The sequence below is a fragment of the Salinicola salarius genome (assembly GCF_003206135.1).
Classification (GTDB): domain Bacteria; phylum Pseudomonadota; class Gammaproteobacteria; order Pseudomonadales; family Halomonadaceae; genus Salinicola; species Salinicola salarius.
On record NZ_PZJT01000006.1, the window covers coordinates 314,580 to 331,073 of the forward strand.

The 16,494-nt window shown below is 58.5% G+C and carries 16 protein-coding genes; all 16 read right to left on the reverse strand.

Annotated elements, in window-relative coordinates; translation table 11 throughout:
- Window positions 1–5: 5 nt before the first annotated feature.
- Window positions 6–395 (reverse strand): chemotaxis response regulator CheY, encoded by a 390-nt coding sequence (gene cheY / locus DOM32_RS07910; RefSeq protein ID WP_071230202.1) that lies wholly within the window; start codon window positions 393–395, stop codon window positions 6–8.
- A gap of 76 nt (window positions 396–471) precedes the next feature.
- The gene (locus tag DOM32_RS07915) at window positions 472–1,536 is read right to left on the reverse strand and encodes a protein-glutamate methylesterase/protein-glutamine glutaminase (RefSeq protein ID WP_110632996.1); all 1,065 of its coding nucleotides are present in this window, start codon (window positions 1,534–1,536) and stop codon (window positions 472–474) included.
- 11 nt (window positions 1,537–1,547) lie between these two features.
- Window positions 1,548–2,444 carry a CheR family methyltransferase gene (locus DOM32_RS07920; RefSeq protein ID WP_110632999.1) on the reverse strand — a complete coding sequence of 299 codons (897 nt, stop codon included), beginning with the start codon at window positions 2,442–2,444 and terminating at the stop codon, window positions 1,548–1,550.
- 14 nt (window positions 2,445–2,458) lie between these two features.
- Window positions 2,459–4,633, reverse strand: a complete 2,175-nt coding sequence (locus DOM32_RS18240) for a methyl-accepting chemotaxis protein (protein ID WP_110633002.1) — start codon at window positions 4,631–4,633, stop codon at window positions 2,459–2,461.
- Window positions 4,634–4,760: 127 nt separating this feature from the next.
- Complete coding sequence (locus DOM32_RS07930; protein ID WP_110633005.1) at window positions 4,761–6,395, reverse strand: methyl-accepting chemotaxis protein; 1,635 nt, start codon at window positions 6,393–6,395, stop codon at window positions 4,761–4,763.
- Between the two features lie 215 nt (window positions 6,396–6,610).
- Window positions 6,611–7,111 carry a chemotaxis protein CheW gene (locus DOM32_RS07935; protein WP_110633008.1) on the reverse strand — a complete coding sequence of 167 codons (501 nt, stop codon included), beginning with the start codon at window positions 7,109–7,111 and terminating at the stop codon, window positions 6,611–6,613.
- A complete protein-coding gene (gene cheA, locus DOM32_RS07940; protein WP_110633011.1) occupies window positions 7,108–9,264 on the reverse strand; it encodes a chemotaxis protein CheA in 2,157 nt (718 codons plus the stop codon). Before cheA ends, DOM32_RS07935 begins: the two co-directional genes overlap by 4 nt.
- Before the next feature lie 48 nt (window positions 9,265–9,312).
- Complete coding sequence (motB, locus tag DOM32_RS07945; protein ID WP_110633015.1) at window positions 9,313–10,227, reverse strand: flagellar motor protein MotB; 915 nt, start codon at window positions 10,225–10,227, stop codon at window positions 9,313–9,315.
- Entirely contained in the window at window positions 10,224–11,111 is an 888-nt protein-coding gene (motA, locus tag DOM32_RS07950; protein ID WP_110633018.1) for a flagellar motor stator protein MotA, read from the reverse strand. Before motA ends, motB begins: the two co-directional genes overlap by 4 nt.
- 204 nt (window positions 11,112–11,315) lie before the next feature.
- Window positions 11,316–11,906: a flagellar transcriptional regulator FlhC gene (gene flhC / locus DOM32_RS07955; RefSeq protein WP_071230194.1), complete on the reverse strand. Its 591-nt coding sequence runs from the start codon at window positions 11,904–11,906 to the stop codon at window positions 11,316–11,318.
- A 3-nt stretch (window positions 11,907–11,909) separates the two neighbouring features.
- Window positions 11,910–12,242: a flagellar transcriptional regulator FlhD gene (gene flhD / locus DOM32_RS07960; protein WP_071230193.1), complete on the reverse strand. Its 333-nt coding sequence runs from the start codon at window positions 12,240–12,242 to the stop codon at window positions 11,910–11,912.
- Between the two features lie 316 nt (window positions 12,243–12,558).
- Window positions 12,559–12,864, reverse strand: coding sequence for an EscU/YscU/HrcU family type III secretion system export apparatus switch protein (locus DOM32_RS07965; protein ID WP_110633021.1), 306 nt, complete (start codon window positions 12,862–12,864; stop codon window positions 12,559–12,561).
- A complete protein-coding gene (locus DOM32_RS07970; RefSeq protein ID WP_110633023.1) occupies window positions 12,857–14,086 on the reverse strand; it encodes a flagellar hook-length control protein FliK in 1,230 nt (409 codons plus the stop codon). Before DOM32_RS07970 ends, DOM32_RS07965 begins: the two co-directional genes overlap by 8 nt.
- Entirely contained in the window at window positions 14,083–14,463 is a 381-nt protein-coding gene (gene fliT / locus DOM32_RS07975) for a flagellar protein FliT (protein ID WP_110633026.1), read from the reverse strand. The genes DOM32_RS07970 and fliT overlap by 4 nt, the downstream gene beginning before the upstream one ends.
- A 4-nt stretch (window positions 14,464–14,467) precedes the next feature.
- On the reverse strand, window positions 14,468–14,878 hold the full coding sequence (fliS, locus tag DOM32_RS07980) for a flagellar export chaperone FliS (RefSeq protein ID WP_110633408.1): 411 nt from the start codon (window positions 14,876–14,878) through the stop codon (window positions 14,468–14,470).
- A 15-nt stretch (window positions 14,879–14,893) separates the two neighbouring features.
- The gene (gene fliD, locus DOM32_RS07985) at window positions 14,894–16,261 is read right to left on the reverse strand and encodes a flagellar filament capping protein FliD (RefSeq protein ID WP_244179854.1); all 1,368 of its coding nucleotides are present in this window, start codon (window positions 16,259–16,261) and stop codon (window positions 14,894–14,896) included.
- Window positions 16,262–16,494: the final 233 nt, after the last annotated feature.

Consider the following 16,494-nt stretch of genomic DNA (forward strand, 5'->3'; position numbering starts at 1 on the left):
AGGCGTCACTTGCCCAGTTTTTCAAAAATTTTGTTGAGCTTCTCCTCGAGCGTCGCCGCCGTGAACGGTTTGACGACGTAGCCGTTGGCGCCAGCCTGAGCAGCCGCGATGATATTTTCCTTCTTGGCTTCGGCCGTCACCATCAGCACGGGTAGCGAGGAGAGCTTCGGGTCCTGACGGATTTCCTTGAGCATCTCCAGGCCGTCGAGATTGGGCATGTTCCAATCGGAGACCACGAATTCGAAGCCACCGGCTCGCAACTTGGTCAACGCTTCCTGCCCATCCTCGGCCTCTTCCACGTTTTCGAACCCGAGTTCCTTGAGCAGACTGCGGACGATCCGACGCATGGTCGGGAAATCGTCCACTACCAGAATGCTCATGTTCTTGTCAGCCATCGTCTTTCCTCTTCACTTCATTAGGCGGGCATGGTGAGGTTATCGGCAGCATGCCTGCTCGCTTTAAACATCCTGTTTATACGCGCTGCGCGCGTCCGGCCAAGTGCATCTGCTGAACCAGGTGTCCTGCAATGTCATTCAGTGCAATGACCTCTGTGGCTCCGCCAAGCGCGATCGCTTCCTTGGGCATGCCGAATACCACGCAGCTCGCCTCGTCCTGGGCCACGGTATGGGCGCCGGCCTCGCGCATCTGGAGAAGCCCGGCGGCACCGTCACGCCCCATCCCGGTCAGAATGACACCCAGCGCATTACGACCAGCGCAGGCGGCGGCGGACTGGAACAACACATCGACCGAGGGCCGGTGGCGGTTGACGGGAGGCCCGTCATCGAGCGCAATCACGTAGTTCGCTCCCGAGCGAGTCAGGCGCATGTGCCAGTCCCCCGGCGCGATATAGACATGCCCGGGCAGGACACGCTCACGGTCTTCGGCCTCCTTGACGGTGACCCGGCAAAGGCGATCGAGCCGCTCGGCGAAGGAGCGCGTGAAGCCTCCCGGCATATGTTGCGTAATCAACACCGCGGGACTGTTCGCCGGCAATGGCTCGATGACCTGGCGAATGGCTTCGGTCCCCCCCGTCGAGGCGCCGATAATGATGATCTTTTCGCTCGAGAGCATCGGAGCCTTCAACACCTTTCGCGGTGCCGCCGGCTTGGCCAGAGCTCCTTGGCGACTTGGCCGGGCTTGCGCGGCAGCCCGGATCTTCTCGGCGATCATGCCGGCATATTCCAGCATGCCATCGCGGATTCCGACTTCCGGCTTGGCGACGAAATCGACGGCACCCAACTCCAACGCCCTCAGCGTGATTTCGGAACCCCGCTGCGTCAGAGAAGAAACCATCAGCACCGGCATCGGACGCAAACGCATCAGACGCTCAAGAAAATCCAGCCCGTCCATGCGCGGCATTTCGACATCCAGAGTCAGGACGTCGGGATTGTGCTTCTTGATCAGGTCCCGCGCTACCAGCGGATCCGGCGCCGTGGCAACCACGGTCATGTCCGGCTGGGCATCGATGATCTTGGTCATCAAGTCGCGAATGAGCGCCGAATCATCGACACAAAGTACTTTGATCTTCGGATTCACCGTTTCACTCCCTAGCGCGAGACGTCCGGCGTCGTTCGCGCCGACGGCGATGCCAACGTATAGATGGTCTGGCCTCTCAAGCGAAAAGCCTGACTCAGGAAGGAGAAATTCTCGGAGTGACCGGCAAACAGCAAGCCATCCGGTTTCATTTGGGATGCAAAGCGACGCAGGATATTCGTCTGTGTCTCTCTATCGAAATAAATCATGACGTTGCGGCAAAAAATGATGTCGAACGGGCCATTGATGGACCATGTTCCCGTGACCAGATTGAGCGGCCGGTAATCGATCATGGCCGCCAGCTCGGGGCGCACCCGCGCCTTGCCGGCGCGGGCCCCGCTACCACGCTGAAAAAATTGCCGGCAACGGGCCTCACCGAGCTTCTCTACCACTTCCAGCGGATAGATACCGGCGCGAGCGACATTCAGCGCTTCGGTATCGATGTCCGTCGCCAGGATCTTGACCTGGGAGGCTGCAGCTCCCAGCGTCTCCCTCACCGTCATGGCCAGGGAATAAGGCTCTTCCCCGGTAGACGCACCGGCACACCAGATTTTGATGCCGGGCCCGCGCCGACACACCTCTTCGGCCAATGCCGGGAAGTGATGGGCTTCACGGAAGAAAGCTGTCAGGTTCGTGGTCAAGGCGTTGGTAAAGGCTTCCCACTCCTTGGAATCTGACCGACGCTCGAGCCTGTCCAGATAATCGCTGAAACGATTCATGCCGTGCACCCGCAGCCGTTTGGCCAGGCGGCTGTAGACCATTTCGCGCTTATTGTCCGCCATGACGATACCGGCACGGCGGTAGATCAGGTCTCGAACCCGCTCGAAATCGCGCGAGGTGAAATCGAGGTCTCGCGTGAAACCTGTGCCATTGTCACCGTTGCCACCCTGAGATCCGGGGCTCGAAAACATGGCTGCCTCGGTTTTCAAAATGCCTCCCACTCCTCATTGTCATCCGTCACCGCGCGACGACCGACCTCTGGTTGCTTGGCCAGGGGTTTCGCCGGCTTGGCTTTATGCTGCCGGTCGTCTGCATGCGCGTCGGAGGCAGAGTATCCGATTCGAATCACGCGCTCGTCACCGCTACCCGCCAGGCGGAATACGGCAATGGACGAGGTCAGATGTTCGACGCTGGCCCGCAACTCGGCGGCCGTGGTTGCCGTGATTTGCACACGCTCGGCGTTCTGCTGGGTCACCTGATCCATTTGCGTGACCGCCTGGCTGATCTGCTGAATCCCGCTGGTCTGCTCCTCGGAGGCTGCGGAGATCTCGCTGATGATATCGTTGACGCGCGTCACGGCACTGATCACTTCCTCGATCGATCCTTCGGCCTGACGTACCAGGTCGGCACCGCGCCCCACTTCCTGGGTCGAACTATCGATGAGATTGCGAATTTCCTTCGCGGCATCGGCGCTGCGGCTGGCAAGGTTGCGCACTTCGCCGGCCACCACGGCAAAACCACGACCCTGTTCGCCGGCTCTCGCCGCCTCGACGGAGGCATTGAGTGCCAGGATATTGGTCTGGAACGCGATCGAGTCGATCACGCCGATAATATCGGCGACCTTGCGCGAGCTATCGGTAATACGATCCATGGTGCCAACGACCTGCCCCATCACCTCGCCGCTTCGGCGTACGGTGTCGGTCGCGCCATCAGCCAACTGACTGGCTTGGCGAGCATTGTCGGCATTCTGTTTCACGGTCGCCGTCATCTGCTCCATGCTGGTCGCGGTCTCCGCCAGTGAAGCAGCCTGCTGTTCGGTACGTGAGGAGAGGTCTTCGTTACCGCTGGCGATATCCCGCGTGGCCGGGACCACAACCGCCACGTTCGAATTGACGTCGCCCACGATCGTGCCCAGGCTCTGGCGCATGCGATTGAGTGCGCCGACTAGACGCCCGACCTCATCATCACCGCGTTGCTTCAACGTGGCACCCAGATTGCCCGAAGCGATCTGCAGTGAAAATTCCAGGGCTTCGCGAACGGGCTTCAGTGTCGCGCGTATCGTCGTCCACCCCACCGCAATCAGCAGGATGGCGCCTACTGCCAGCAACGAGATAAAGATGAGCATCGTGGTGCGCTGGGATTCGGCAGCGCTGATTGCCATCTCCGCCCCGCTCGCACGCTTCGCTTCCACCAGAACATTCAGATCACTGCTGATCTTATCGCTGTTGGCCTCCAGCACGTCGTTGTATGCCACGTAGGATTGATAGAAATCTCCCCCGTTGAGCGCCGCCATGACGCCTTTCAGGCCATCGTCCCGGTAGCTCTGGAGATCGGCGGCAAAGGTTTCCGCCGCCGCCGTCTGGTTGGCGGGACGATCCTGATAGTAGGCATCCCAGGTATTGTTGAGCTCGGCGATGAGTGCATCGACCTGCTTGTTGACCGGCGCCAGGTCAGCCGCCATCGGATTGCTGACCGGCTTGTCGACCAGATCTCGCCCTTTCGACATCAACTGATCGATCTTCTGTAGACGTGCCAGATCCTCCAGCCCGTCGTTGGTCAACTGCTGCAATCGTTGGCCACTTTCATGCAGCGCATACAGCGAAACGCCACCGCTACCCGCCAGCACGACCAACGCCAGCACCGTCATCGAAACCAGCCGCCCTTTCAGCGAACGCAAGTTGAGACGCCGGATCGCCGGGAGCACTCCTCGCGGCTTCAACTCGCCATGGTCGAGCTTGACGCCCCGTTTGCGCCCCGCCAGCAGCTGTGGATAGTGCTTTTCCGCCAGACGGCGCGATTTATCGGTGACCTTGACCCGCACCGAGGTGTAGCCCACGACCTTGCCCCCTTCGACGATGGGAGTAACGGTCGATTGAACCCAGTAATGCGACCCGTCCTTGCGACGATTCTTGATGACCCCAGACCAGTTCTCGCCCTTCTGCAGCGTTTTCCAGAGATTCTCGAAAGCCGCCGGAGGCATGTCCGGGTGGCGAACGATGTTATGAGGTGCACCGATCAGCTCTTCGCGGCTGAAGCCGCTGATCCGGACGAAAGCCGGATTGGCGTAGGTGATCCTGCCTTTCAGATCGGTTCGCGAGATCAGGTAATCCGATTCGCTTATCACGAATTCCTGGTCGGTGACAGGCTGATTGTTTCGCATCACAGCATTCCTGGTGTTGTTATGCCCACTCGTGATCTGCCGAAAGACAAGGGCAGATCAAACGTTGTCGTCGCGGATTGTTATCGGCCGATTGGAAATACTCTTGAGCCTTCCGCGGCAATACGGCTCACACGAGCTGTTTAGCGTCATGACGCTCTGGGTGAGCGTTCGGTTGCCACTGCGCCAGCTCTGTATTGCGATCAATGTCGGTTGCTGCGACGCGATACTGCTCCAGCGTCGATTCGAGCTTTTGCGATTGACTCAACAATGACTGCGAGGCATTGGCCGTCTGCTGTACCAGAGCGGCATTCTGGCTGGTGACCTGATCGAGTTCCGTGATCGCCTGATTGACCTGTTCGATCCCGCTACGCTGTTCGCGCGAGGCATTGGCGATCTCGTCCATCAGACCGCTGACGCTGGTCACAGAGGAGACAATCTCCTCCATGGTGCGCGCCGCCTGTTCGATCAGCGTGGCACCGCTGTCCACCTGTTCGCTCGAGCCGGTAATCAACGTCCGTATATCTCGAGAAGCTTCTGCGCTGCGGCTGGCCAGGTTGCGAACTTCTTCGGCAACGACAGCGAATCCGCGCCCGGCGGAGCCGGCACGCGCAGCCTCCACGGAGGCGTTCAGTGCCAGGATGTTCGTCTGGAACGCAATGTTGTCGATCATGTCGACGATTTCCGCCATCTGACGCGAGCCATCCTGGATGTGCGACATCGTGGTTTCGATATCTCGCATCATGTCGCCGCCCTGTTGTGCGCGCTGACGTGTCTGCGCTGCGGCTCGGGTCACCGCTTCGGCGTTATCGGCGTTATGACGAACCGTCTGGGTCAGTTGCTCCATGCTGGAGGCCGTCTCGACAATGGCCGCGGATTGCTGGTCGGTGCGTACTGCCAGGTCCTGATTGCCGCTCGCGATCTGTCCGGCACCGACATTGACCCATTCAGCGCTGGAGCGGATGTCGGCAAAGGTTCTCGAGAGTCGCTGACGCATGCTTTCTATCGCGAACAGCAGGCTGTCGGTATCTTTCGTCTTGAGTACCAATGCCTGGGAAAAATCTCCCTCGGCAATCTTCTGGATGCTGTTGCGGGCATGTCCGGGATCGCCTCCCAGCCGGCCAAGCACGTTGCGGATGATCCAGGCGACGATGAGAGATAGCAGGCCGCCGATTGCTGCGATGAGTGCTAGATAGACCACGGCCCCATCGATCAGCATGGCGTCGATGTCATCAATGTAGACGCCCGTGGCGATCTGCCAGTCCCATTGCGGCACGCGCATGGCATAGCTGAGCTTGTCGTACATGGCGTCGCCATCGCTGCGACGCGAGGCATAAGAGACGAGTCCGCCTTCGGGTTGCTGGGCGGCAGCTAACATGTCCCGATAGAGATAGACACCATTGGGATCCTGATAATCCCGCATACTGTCTCCCACCGCGCGCCTCGGATGCTCGACGATCTCGAGATCGGAATCGAAGACGAAAATGTAGCCGTCGGCACCAAATCCTAGATGGGCAAGGGCATTGCGCGCCTGCTGCTTGGCATCCGCTTCACTCAATTCGCCACGTTCCGACTGGTCGACGTAATTGTCGACCAGTTGCTTGGCACTACCGATGAAGTACTGCAGGCTCTGGACTCGCTGCTCCAGCAGGTTTTCCCGCATGGAATAAAGCGACCAGCCCGCTACCATGACCAGGCCGATCCACATCAATCCCAACGTGGTCCATAACTTCCGCCGCATCGTCCATTCGCGAAAACTCAGCATGGCATCTCACCCGAATTGCTCGAAAAGTTGCTTGATAGGTGCCACGCTCGTCCCTCGTGAAGCGGAATTTTGAGCGCAGCAAAGGTTTTATCGGCCCGCCGATGGATTACCTTTATCTTTATTAAGGCAGAGTCTTAAAAAAAATCGATGCAAGCTCCTTGGATACAAAACCGCAGCCGAAGCTGCGGTCGATAATGCATTCTTTGTATCGAAAGTCAGGCACTTTCCGCCGTACGTTCAACGAGCTGCATTTCTTCGTGAGTCAGCAGCTTTTCGATGTCGACCAGTACCAGCATGCGATCGTCCAGACTGCCGATGCCACTGAGATAATCCGATGATAGCGTGACGCCGAATTCCGGAGCCGGCTTGATCTGATCCGGCGACAGACTCATCACATCCGAGACGCCATCCACGACGATACCGACGATGCGATCGTCGACATTGACCACGATTACGACCGTCTGACCGCCGTATTCGACCTTGTCGAGATGGAATTTCAGTCGCAGATCGATGATGGGAACGATGACCCCACGCAGGTTGGTCACCCCCTTGATGAACTCGGGCACGTTGGCAATCCGGGTGACGTTCTCGTAACCGCGGATCTCCTGCACTTTCAGGATATCGACCGCGTATTCCTCGTCGCCCAGAGAGAAGACCAGATATTCGCTGCTCGCTGCTTCATTGACGAGGACACCCGTGCTCGCTTGCTGACTCATACTTGCGATACCTCTTGTAGATATTGGCGTTTCGTCTCGTGGCGCTGCTGCGACTTGCGCCTATCGAGACGATGGAGATCGGCGATATCGAGAATCAGCGCAACGCTGCCATCGCCGAGAATGGTAGCGGCGGAAATCCCCGGCACTTTGCGATAGTTGGTTTCGAGGTTCTTGACCACCACCTGCTGCTGGCCGATCAGGTCGTCGACCAGCAATGCATAACGGCGGCCCTCGCCCTGCACGATGACCGCGATGGCCTCGGTCAGCTCGGTCTTGGCGCCGACCACGTCCAGGGCATGGTGTAGCGCGATGATTGGCAAATACTCGTCGCGGACTTTGAGGAGCTGGTCGTCGCCTGCCATCGAGTAGACGTCCTCGGCTTGAGGCTGCAACGATTCGAGCACCGCATTGAGCGGCAACAGGAACGTTTCCTGACCGCAGCGAATGGACATGCCGTCCAGAATCGCCAGCGTCAAAGGCAGCACGATCCGCGTCGTCGTGCCCTCGCCGGGCTTGCTCAGGATCTCGACGTGCCCGCCCATTTCCTGGATATTGCGCTTCACGACATCCATACCGACACCACGCCCGGAAACATCGCTGACCTGCTCGGCGGTCGAGAAACCTGGCGCAAAGATCAGTTGCCAGACCTCGTCGTCGCTCATGGTATCGCTGATCGCCAGGCCGTTGGATCTCGCTTTGGCCAGAATCTTGTCCCGGTTGAGCCCGGCACCGTCGTCGATCACTTCGATCAGAATATTGCCGCCTTGATGCTGGGCAGAAAGGGTAAGGCGCCCGGTCGGCGACTTGCCGGCGGCCTTCCGCTTCTCCCGCGATTCCAGCCCGTGGTCCAGACTGTTGCGCACCAGATGGGTCAAGGGATCGATGATTCGCTCGATCAGACTCTTGTCGAGTTCGGTGGACTTGCCTTCCGTCACCAGTTCGACGTCCTTGTCCAGCTTGGCGGCCAGATCCCGGACCAGGCGAGGAAAGCGGCTGAAAACGTAGTCCATAGGCATCATGCGAATCGACATTACCGCTTCCTGCAGATCCCGCGCGTTGCGCTGCAACAGGTTCATGCCGTTGACCAAGGGGCCGTGAGAAACGATATCCAGATCGCTGGCCGTCTGCTCTAGCATGGACTGGGTAATGATCAGCTCACCGACCAGATTGATGATCTGGTCCACCTTGTCGACCGGCACCCGGATCGTGCTGGACTCGCTGCCCTTGGCGCTCTTGCCACCGGACTTGCCGGCAGCACGAGCCGGAGCGGCCTGCCCCTTGGCTGGCTCAGAACTGGCGGTCTGTTCGGGAATTGCTGGTGCTGCCGATTCGCTTACCGGCGCTGGCGCTTCCTCGGCTGGCTCGCGCTCTGCAGGAGCCGAGGCCTCCGGGGCCTCCTTACCAGCGCCGGGAGAGGTGCTGCCGTCGACTTCGATAGACAGCTGCTCCGGCTCGATGATGAAGCAGAGAACGGCTTCGATATCATCCTGGGACTCGGCACTTTCCAGAGACACCTGGTAGCGCTGCGCATCCCCCGACTGCGAAACGATCGTGCCGAAATGCTGCAACTCTTCCACTAGCAGGGCGCGATCCTTGTCATTGACGCCGATCAAAGCGATCGATAGCCGCCGCTTTGCGTTCTCTGCGCCATCTTGAGTCGCCTGCTCATCGGCAGGCTGCGAAGGAGCCTCGACCTCAGGCGTCGGCGCAGGTGCCGGTTCGGCGGCCGGTTCCGCTGTTGCTTTGGTTACCGCCTTCTGCTGACCCAACTCATCCAGCGCTATCTGCTGCAGGACACGTGAAATCCGTTCGAACGCCTCGGCATCGGGTTCGCCGCCATTACGGTAGGCATCCAATTGGTCATGAAGCATATCTTTGGTTTCCAGAAACGTGTCGACGATATCGCGCCGCAGACTGAGTTCGCCACGCCGAGTATGGTCCAGCAAGTTCTCGAGCAGGTGGGTCGTCTCCTGCAGGACGGTAAATCCGAAGGTACCTGCGCCACCTTTGATGGAATGTGCGGCGCGAAAGATCGCGTTGAGATCCTCGACATCCGGATCGTCGACATCGAGATCCAGCAGCAGGCGCTCCATATCCGCCAGCAGCTCTTCGGCTTCTTCAAAGAATGTCTCGTAAAAATCTGAAATATCCATGAGCACCTGCCATAGAAGCCCGCAAATAAGGGCGTGAACGCGTTTGCGTCAGTCCACTGAAATCTGCCCGGCCGCCGTCACCTCACTTTCCTCGGCGGGCATCGGCACGCTTTCGGAGAGCGGCGCTTGTTCCTGCTGTTCTATTGCCTTGGCCGCCCGGTTGTCCAGCACCACGATGCTGATACGCCGATTGACGTCATCGCTGGGGCGAGTATTCGGGAGTGTGACGCGCGACCCCATGCCCGCCACTCTCAACAACTTGTCGGGAGAAAGACCGGCGGCCACCAGCTCACGTCTCGAGGCATTGGCACGATCGGCGGAAAGCTCCCAATTGCTGTATCCCTTCTCCCCCCCGGCATAAGGGAGGTTATCGGTGTGACCACTGATACTGATCGGGTTGGGCATTTCGTTGAGCACCGGTGCGATCCGCCGGAGTATCTTCTGCATGTAGGGCTCCAGCCGATCACTACCGAGTTCGAACATCGGCCGCTTGTCACTGTCCACGATCTGCACTCGCAGTCCTTCCGGCGAAAAATCCATACGCAGCTGCGAGCGCAGCTCGCGAAGCTGCGGGTCATTCTGGATTACGCGTTCCAGACGATCGCGCAGGAAGCGCAAGTCACGCTGCTCATCGCTAGGGCGTGTCTGCTCATGAGGGCTCACACGGCGCACTTCACCCTCGGTCTTGGTCGGGTCTTTACCGCCACCCGGGATAGCACTGGTGCTCGCTGTCGTTTTGTCCCCACCCGTCAAGGCGACGGCCAACGGGGTACGGAAGTATTCGGCGATACTTTCGAGTTCGTGATCGTTGACGGTGGACAATATCCACAACACGAGGAACAGAGCCATCAGCGCCGTCATGAAATCCGCGTAGGCGATTTTCCATGAACCGCTGTGATACCCGGCTGCCCGGACGCGCTTGCGCTTGACGATGATGGGGCGCCGTTCACTACCGGCACTCATGAGTTATCCGTCCCCGTACTTCTCAAGGTTTGACCGCTCGAACGCACGTGCTCCTCGAGTTCACTGAACGAAGGTCTGACTGCTGTGAACAGTGCCTTGCGACCGAATTCGACCGCCAACTGCGGCGCCATGCCGTTGAGGCTGGCCATCAGCGTCACGCGAATACATTGCAGCATCTTGGTCGCTTCAGTTACCTGAAGGTTGATGTGGTGAGCAATAGGCGTTACGAAGCCGTAAGCCAGCAGAATGCCGGCGAAGGTTCCCACGAGCGCCTGGGCGATCATTTGTCCCATTACGGCGGCGCCTTGGTCGGCGGACCCTAGCGCATGGACGACACCCATGACCGCAGCAACGATCCCGAAGGCCGGCAAGCCGTCACCAACCGCAGCGAGTGAATGCGACGGCAATTCTGCCTCATGCTGAAAGGTCTCGATTTCATGTTCCATCAACGCATCGATTTCGAACGGATCCATGTTGCCACTGACCATCAGGCGCAGATAATCGGTCAGGAATGCCATGATCATGGGATCCGACAGAATCTTGGGATAATCCGCAAAAATGGCGCTGTCCTGCGGCGAATCGATATCTCGCTCGATCGCCAGCATGCCATCGCGACGCGCTTTGGTCAGAAGCCGGTACTGAAGCGCCATCAGCTCCATGTACATCATCTTGTTGTAGCGCTTGGTGCGCTTGAGCTTCGAGAATGAACGCAGCGTTGCCCTGATCGCCTTACCATTATTGGCGCATACGAAAGCCCCAAGTGCAGCGCCGATGATCATGACGAACTCGGCAGGCTGCACCAGGGCACCAAGGTGCCCGCCGATGGCGACATAGCCACCGAACACACTACCCAAAACGATGATGTAGCCCAATAGAATCAGCACGGAAATGCTCCCGAATACAGTGCGTGGCAAACCTGATAACTGTATCGGCAGCGGGACCTCTGCTCTTGAGGGTAGAAATATCAGAAAAGCGTGATTCGTCGACAATAGTGCGACGAATCCGACATCATGCTCATGCCTGGAATGGGAACCGCAAAGGCAAAAAAGGCGGGCCATGATGGCCCGCCTTGGGAAGACATCGCTGGACTAGACCGCCAGGCGACGAGCCAGCGGCACCTCCACGGGAATGAAGGTACGCCCTGCCGATTTAGCCACTTCTTTGGCCTTGCGCGTTTTGCCTGCGCGAGACGGCGGCTGACAGATACCACAGACATAATCGTGCACGGGACTATGCGCGTGTGCCACGAAGTCGCCGTGACATCCCTTGCATCGGGATAACTGCAGCAGATCGCTCTCGAAAAAACGCACCAGCGTCCAGGCACGCGTCAGACCCAGAGTCGGCTCCACGCCATCGAGTTCGACCTGTTCGAGATAAAGGCGGTAAGCCTTGACGAAGGCCGGCATCCGCTCGCACCCCAACTCTTCATTGAGGCGACGATAGATGTTGTAAAACAGCGACGAATGGATATTCGGCAACCATGTAATGAACCAGTCAGCAGAGAACGGCAACATTCCCTTGGGCGGTGACATCCCCTTGACTTCCTTGTACAGCTTGATTAAACGGCCGCGACTCAGGTCGGTCTCTGTCTCGAGAACCTGCAAGCGGGCACCCAACTCGATCAATTCAATTGCCAGCTGGACCTGGAGCATTTCCGCAACGAGACTTTTATCTGCCATGACTCAGTTCCTCTGCTGAACAGAAGACCGGGCATGGCTCGCGCCCGCCATCAATAGCGAGGCATGAGTCTGCTCGAGCCCTTGCGCACGCGGATTGTGAATCAACAGATTCAGCTGGTCCGCATCGGTGAAGCGCAAGTTGCAAAGCAACTGGTTGCTACGCGACAGCTGAGTCAACTGCTTGATCGACAGCCTGCCAATGACATCCGCCAGATCCGCATTCAGATCCAGTCGAAACATGGCCGTCTCGCGATCTTCGTTCAGCAGGCGCTGAACCAGCAGAAGATAGGAAAGATTGAGATCCTGGATGTCATCCAGAAGACTATTCGAGTGCATGCTTGGATTCCCTGCGTATCGTCTTATTGGCACCCGTTGACCGGATGCTTCATCTGCCTGCAGCCATCGGCCACATCAGCTCTTTATGATGGAGCTAGTTTGCGACTTTTTGATGAAAAAAATCAAGCTCCGTAACCAAATTTGTATCTAAGTAACGGATTGATCTCGCATATCGGAACCCATGCCCATATAACACATTGTTATTACTGGATAAATATCAAAATTACATCACATGTAAGAACATGTACGTTACACAGGGGGGTTAAAGCGTAGGGATACATTGAGATACTCGATCGTTGAATCCTGCAGGCCTAAATCAACGTTGTTTGTCTGCCGCAGATGCTATCGAGCGATCGATCTGCCCGATCCACACCAGCAACTCTGCTATCACCTGATAGAGCGACTCAGGGATACGGGCGTCCAGGTCGACCTGCATCAGGAGAGCGACCAGCTCAGGGGACTCATGGACGAAGACCCCTTCCTGATTGGCGAGCTCGAGAATACGATCAGCCAGATTCCCGTAGCCTTTGGCAACCACCCGTGGCGCATCCGTGCGTTCGCCGCTATAAGCCAGAGCGACCGCACGTCGCCGAGAGTCGGACACGCTATCGTCGTCACTCATGCTCCGATTCTCCTACTATCAGCTCCACGCTCATTCCCAGTGACGCCAACCGTTCGCGCATGGGTATCAACTCCTGACGGAGCTGAACCCGGGTTGTCTCCTCGGCAGGCTTGACCTCTACCTGCAGCGCGGCATTGCGACGAGTCATAAAGACGATATCGATAACGCCCAGAGATGGCAGACGAACCTGAACTTCGGCGCGCCAGTCGCTGGCGCCCTCCTCTTGCTCGGACCGACCGGCAGAGCCGCCGGCGTCGTCATGAACGCTCTCGCGCGGCAGCTCGGTCAGCATCATCGTCATGGACACGCCGGGCCAAAGCTGCCCTTCCCAGCGCAGATTGGGTGCCGCGATCAGTTCCAACTGTTGCCGAACCAGCGATTGCAGCGTATCCGATGGCGATTGCGATAACTGGTGGGCGCGCGTCATCGAAAGCGAAGATGGTTCCTCCGCCATCCCCCTCACCGAGGGCGCCCACTCCCCGGCAGCACCGCTCCGCGCGACGGACGGCAAGCCTCGGTTGGAAACCATGTAAGCGGTGAGAGCATCACCCCCACGGCCCACGCTCGCTGACAGGGCGGATTGAGCGCTGGTATTCGACCCGGTCATCGCCCCGGACGAAGCGCCGGGCCGAGGCGCTGCTCGACCATCGCTTGCGGCGAAGGGAAAACCGTAACTCGTCAGCAAAGAAGTTGGCGTAAAAGGTCGAAAAGTCAGGCTCAGCCAGGCCTGGGGCTCACGCATCAACGAGGCACGAGGATATTGACCGGACATCCAGCGCAACAGATGCGACTCATAGAAAGCCCCACTTTCCCGGACGCTCTGTGAAAGCGCCGCCGCCAGCATGTCGGGCCCCTCTACCGGATGGGCCATAAGCGACATTAGCGGCCGAATCGAGGGGGTTTGAGTCGCAGGAAAGCGCGAGAGAATATCGGCAATCTCGGTCGCGGTGTTACTCAAGTGCAACTGGGCCGAAGAGACCTTTGCCAACCCTGGCGCCATCGGTGGCTGAGCAACGCCTTCACGCCCCGTGCCAGAGGGCATGAGGGCAATTCTCTCTCCGCCCTGCTGATGCAATCTCGAGTCGCTACGTGCCGGCTGGATGGCATCCGTCGACGCCGTCGCCGAAACCGGCAGTGGCTGATCCCTGACAACCGGCGTGTCGACCCGCCTGCCGAGAACCTGATGCAGCAGGGTATCGATTATCGGCGTGATGCCGCTCACGGTCGCTCATCGGTTGGCACCGCACGCAGGCGCGACGCGATACTGCCTCGTCCCGCCTGATACGCCTGCCCCAGCGCCTGCTGCCGCCGCGAGCTTCCGATGAGATGGCTCAGCTCTTCCCGGCGTGACTCCAGCATGCGGCGAGTCTCTGCATCCTGCTCCAGAATCCGTTCGAGCAAATCGCGCTTTTGCTCAAGCTCCGAGCCATTCAGCGACTGCTCATGATCCAGAGACTTCACACGCTGCAAAGACACCAGGTAGCCCGCCTCGCACTGGACGAGAGCCTCCCACTGCTGCTCACGTGCCAGATCCAGCATCTGGGTCGACACTTCAAGCAACTGACGATACTGATCAATCACTGGCGAGCCTGGTGCCATACGATCACACTCCTCCAGCCAATTCGGCCGACGAATGTCGAAGCTCGCGCCAGCCGGAACCGATATCGTCGAGCAATGCCGCCGCCTGATCCAGCTTGGCGATATCGTCACGCAGATTGGCCTGCAACAGCAGTCGCGCAATGTAATCGTAAAGTTGACCGAGATTGGCAGCGATATCCCCACCGCGCTCATGGTCCAGCGCTGCCGCCAGACCATTATTGACGATGTCTATCGCCTTGGAGATAGCGGCCCCCTTGGCTGCACGGTTCCCATCCTGCATATGCAGACGGGCGCTATTGATGGCTGCTTGCGCACCATCGAAAAGCATGACGATCAATTGGTGGGGATCGGCGGACATGACCGCCGACTCGACGCCAACCCGCGCGTAGGCGCCTGCTCCTCGTCGAGAATTCATCATCATCATGGCCTATTACTGGTTGAGCTGCGCACTTAACGCATCGAACTGCTGAGTCAAGTAACTGCTGGTCGAATTCATCTGTGACACCAGCGAATCCAGACTGGCGAACTGCGTGCGATAACGCTCGACCGTGGCGTCGATGGACTCCTGCATCCGGGTATATCGATCATCCAGACTGCTGAGCGTGGTATCGATACCGTCGGTGGCAGTCTGCAGCAAGCCGCCGTCGTCGAGGATCGACCCCATGGTGTCGTCGATACTGGCGACCAGACCACTCTCGCCATCGGCACCAGAGAAAAACTGGCTGACGGCATCACTGTCGTTCGTAATGGCGTCGCTGAGCTTGTCGTCGTCGATTTCCAGCGTGCCGTCCAACTGCCGCTCGATCCCGAGATCCGACAGCATCGAGAACGTACCCTCGCTATCGCTATAGCTGAGAACGCTGCGCAACCGGGATTCGATACTGCGCATGGTCGAGTTGCCCAGCAGTGTCCCTGCGGTATCCGACTCGGAATCGTAGGAGGTCAGATTGTCGGCGGTGCTCTGGAAACTGTTGTAAACATCGACGAAGGCTTTGACGGCCTTCGTCATCGAAGCCGTATCCTTGGATACGCTAAGCGTCTCTGCGCTTTCCGTGGTCGAGGTCAGATTGAACGTCACGCCCTGAAGGGCATCTTCGACCGTATTGGACTGACTGGTGATATCGATACCGTTGACCGTCAATTCAGCATTCTGCGATTTAACGGCCTCTTCCATAGCACCACCGGAAGCAGCGGTAAAAGTCGTCGTCTTTTCGCCCGTCGCCTCGTCAGTCGAGACAGCCGTTGTAAACCCAAAGGCCTGATCTAACGCATCCCCGTCGGCTGCCGACTTAACCGACATCACCGAGTCAGTTCCCGTTTCGGTTGACGAAAGCACTAAGCGAGAAGCCGTTCCGTCGTTGATGATCGTGGCGCTCACCCCACCCTTTTTAGCATTGATCGCATCGCGGAGATCCGCCAGGGTGTCGCCATCCGCCACTTCTACGTTGAAGCTATCTTCTCCAACGCTAAAAGTCAGCGTGCCAGACATTTTCAGAGAGTCTTCGAGCCCGTAGCCCTTCGATACTACCGACTGGGACTGCGCTAGCTGCGAGACACTGACCTGATAGCGACCCGCGACCGCATCGCCGGTGGTGCTGGCCGTCACGGCATCGCCGGTCATCGAATTCTTGACCGCGGTAAACGTCTCGGGATCGCTCAACTTGGTTGCCGCGTCGCGCAACGCGGTCAACGAGCTTTCGAGCGTACCGAAGGCCGACAGCTTGGTCTTGTAACTCTGCTGCTGCGAGACGATCGGCGTGAGCTTTTCCTGCTCTGCGCTTTCCAGGTCATCGAGCAACCCGCTCAGATCCAGTCCGGAACCGATACCTAGTGACGATATGGAAGCCATATAACCTCTCTTTGCCTGGCGCAATTTGTAACACGCCGATCACGACAGCAGGCGCCGATTTAGGCGCACTTTAGTATGTTGATTTCCTGATCGGCCGATGATCCGTAAACTTTAGCGCTGACTGATCTTCTTTTTTCGCTCCGCCGGTGTGGGGAAAGGCGAACCGTGGGTGGTCAGGTAGC

Excerpts from the sequence above, each read along its gene's own strand:
- flhD (WP_071230193.1), bottom strand. The coding sequence starts at position 12,242 with ATGCACTCGAATAGTCTTCTGGATGACATCCAGGATCTCAATCTTTCC.
- DOM32_RS18240 (WP_110633002.1), bottom strand. The coding sequence starts at position 4,633 with ATGCGAAACAATCAGCCTGTCACCGACCAGGAATTCGTGATAAGCGAA.
- fliS (WP_110633408.1), bottom strand. The coding sequence starts at position 14,878 with ATGAATTCTCGACGAGGAGCAGGCGCCTACGCGCGGGTTGGCGTCGAG.
- flhC (WP_071230194.1), bottom strand. The coding sequence starts at position 11,906 with ATGGCAGATAAAAGTCTCGTTGCGGAAATGCTCCAGGTCCAGCTGGCA.
- DOM32_RS07930 (WP_110633005.1), bottom strand. The coding sequence starts at position 6,395 with ATGCTGAGTTTTCGCGAATGGACGATGCGGCGGAAGTTATGGACCACG.
- motB (WP_110633015.1), bottom strand. The coding sequence starts at position 10,227 with ATGAGTGCCGGTAGTGAACGGCGCCCCATCATCGTCAAGCGCAAGCGC.
- DOM32_RS07965 (WP_110633021.1), bottom strand. The coding sequence starts at position 12,864 with ATGAGTGACGACGATAGCGTGTCCGACTCTCGGCGACGTGCGGTCGCT.
- cheA (WP_110633011.1), bottom strand. The coding sequence starts at position 9,264 with ATGGATATTTCAGATTTTTACGAGACATTCTTTGAAGAAGCCGAAGAG.
- DOM32_RS07920 (WP_110632999.1), bottom strand. The coding sequence starts at position 2,444 with ATGTTTTCGAGCCCCGGATCTCAGGGTGGCAACGGTGACAATGGCACA.
- DOM32_RS07935 (WP_110633008.1), bottom strand. The coding sequence starts at position 7,111 with ATGAGTCAGCAAGCGAGCACGGGTGTCCTCGTCAATGAAGCAGCGAGC.
- cheY (WP_071230202.1), bottom strand. The coding sequence starts at position 395 with ATGGCTGACAAGAACATGAGCATTCTGGTAGTGGACGATTTCCCGACC.
- fliT (WP_110633026.1), bottom strand. The coding sequence starts at position 14,463 with ATGGCACCAGGCTCGCCAGTGATTGATCAGTATCGTCAGTTGCTTGAA.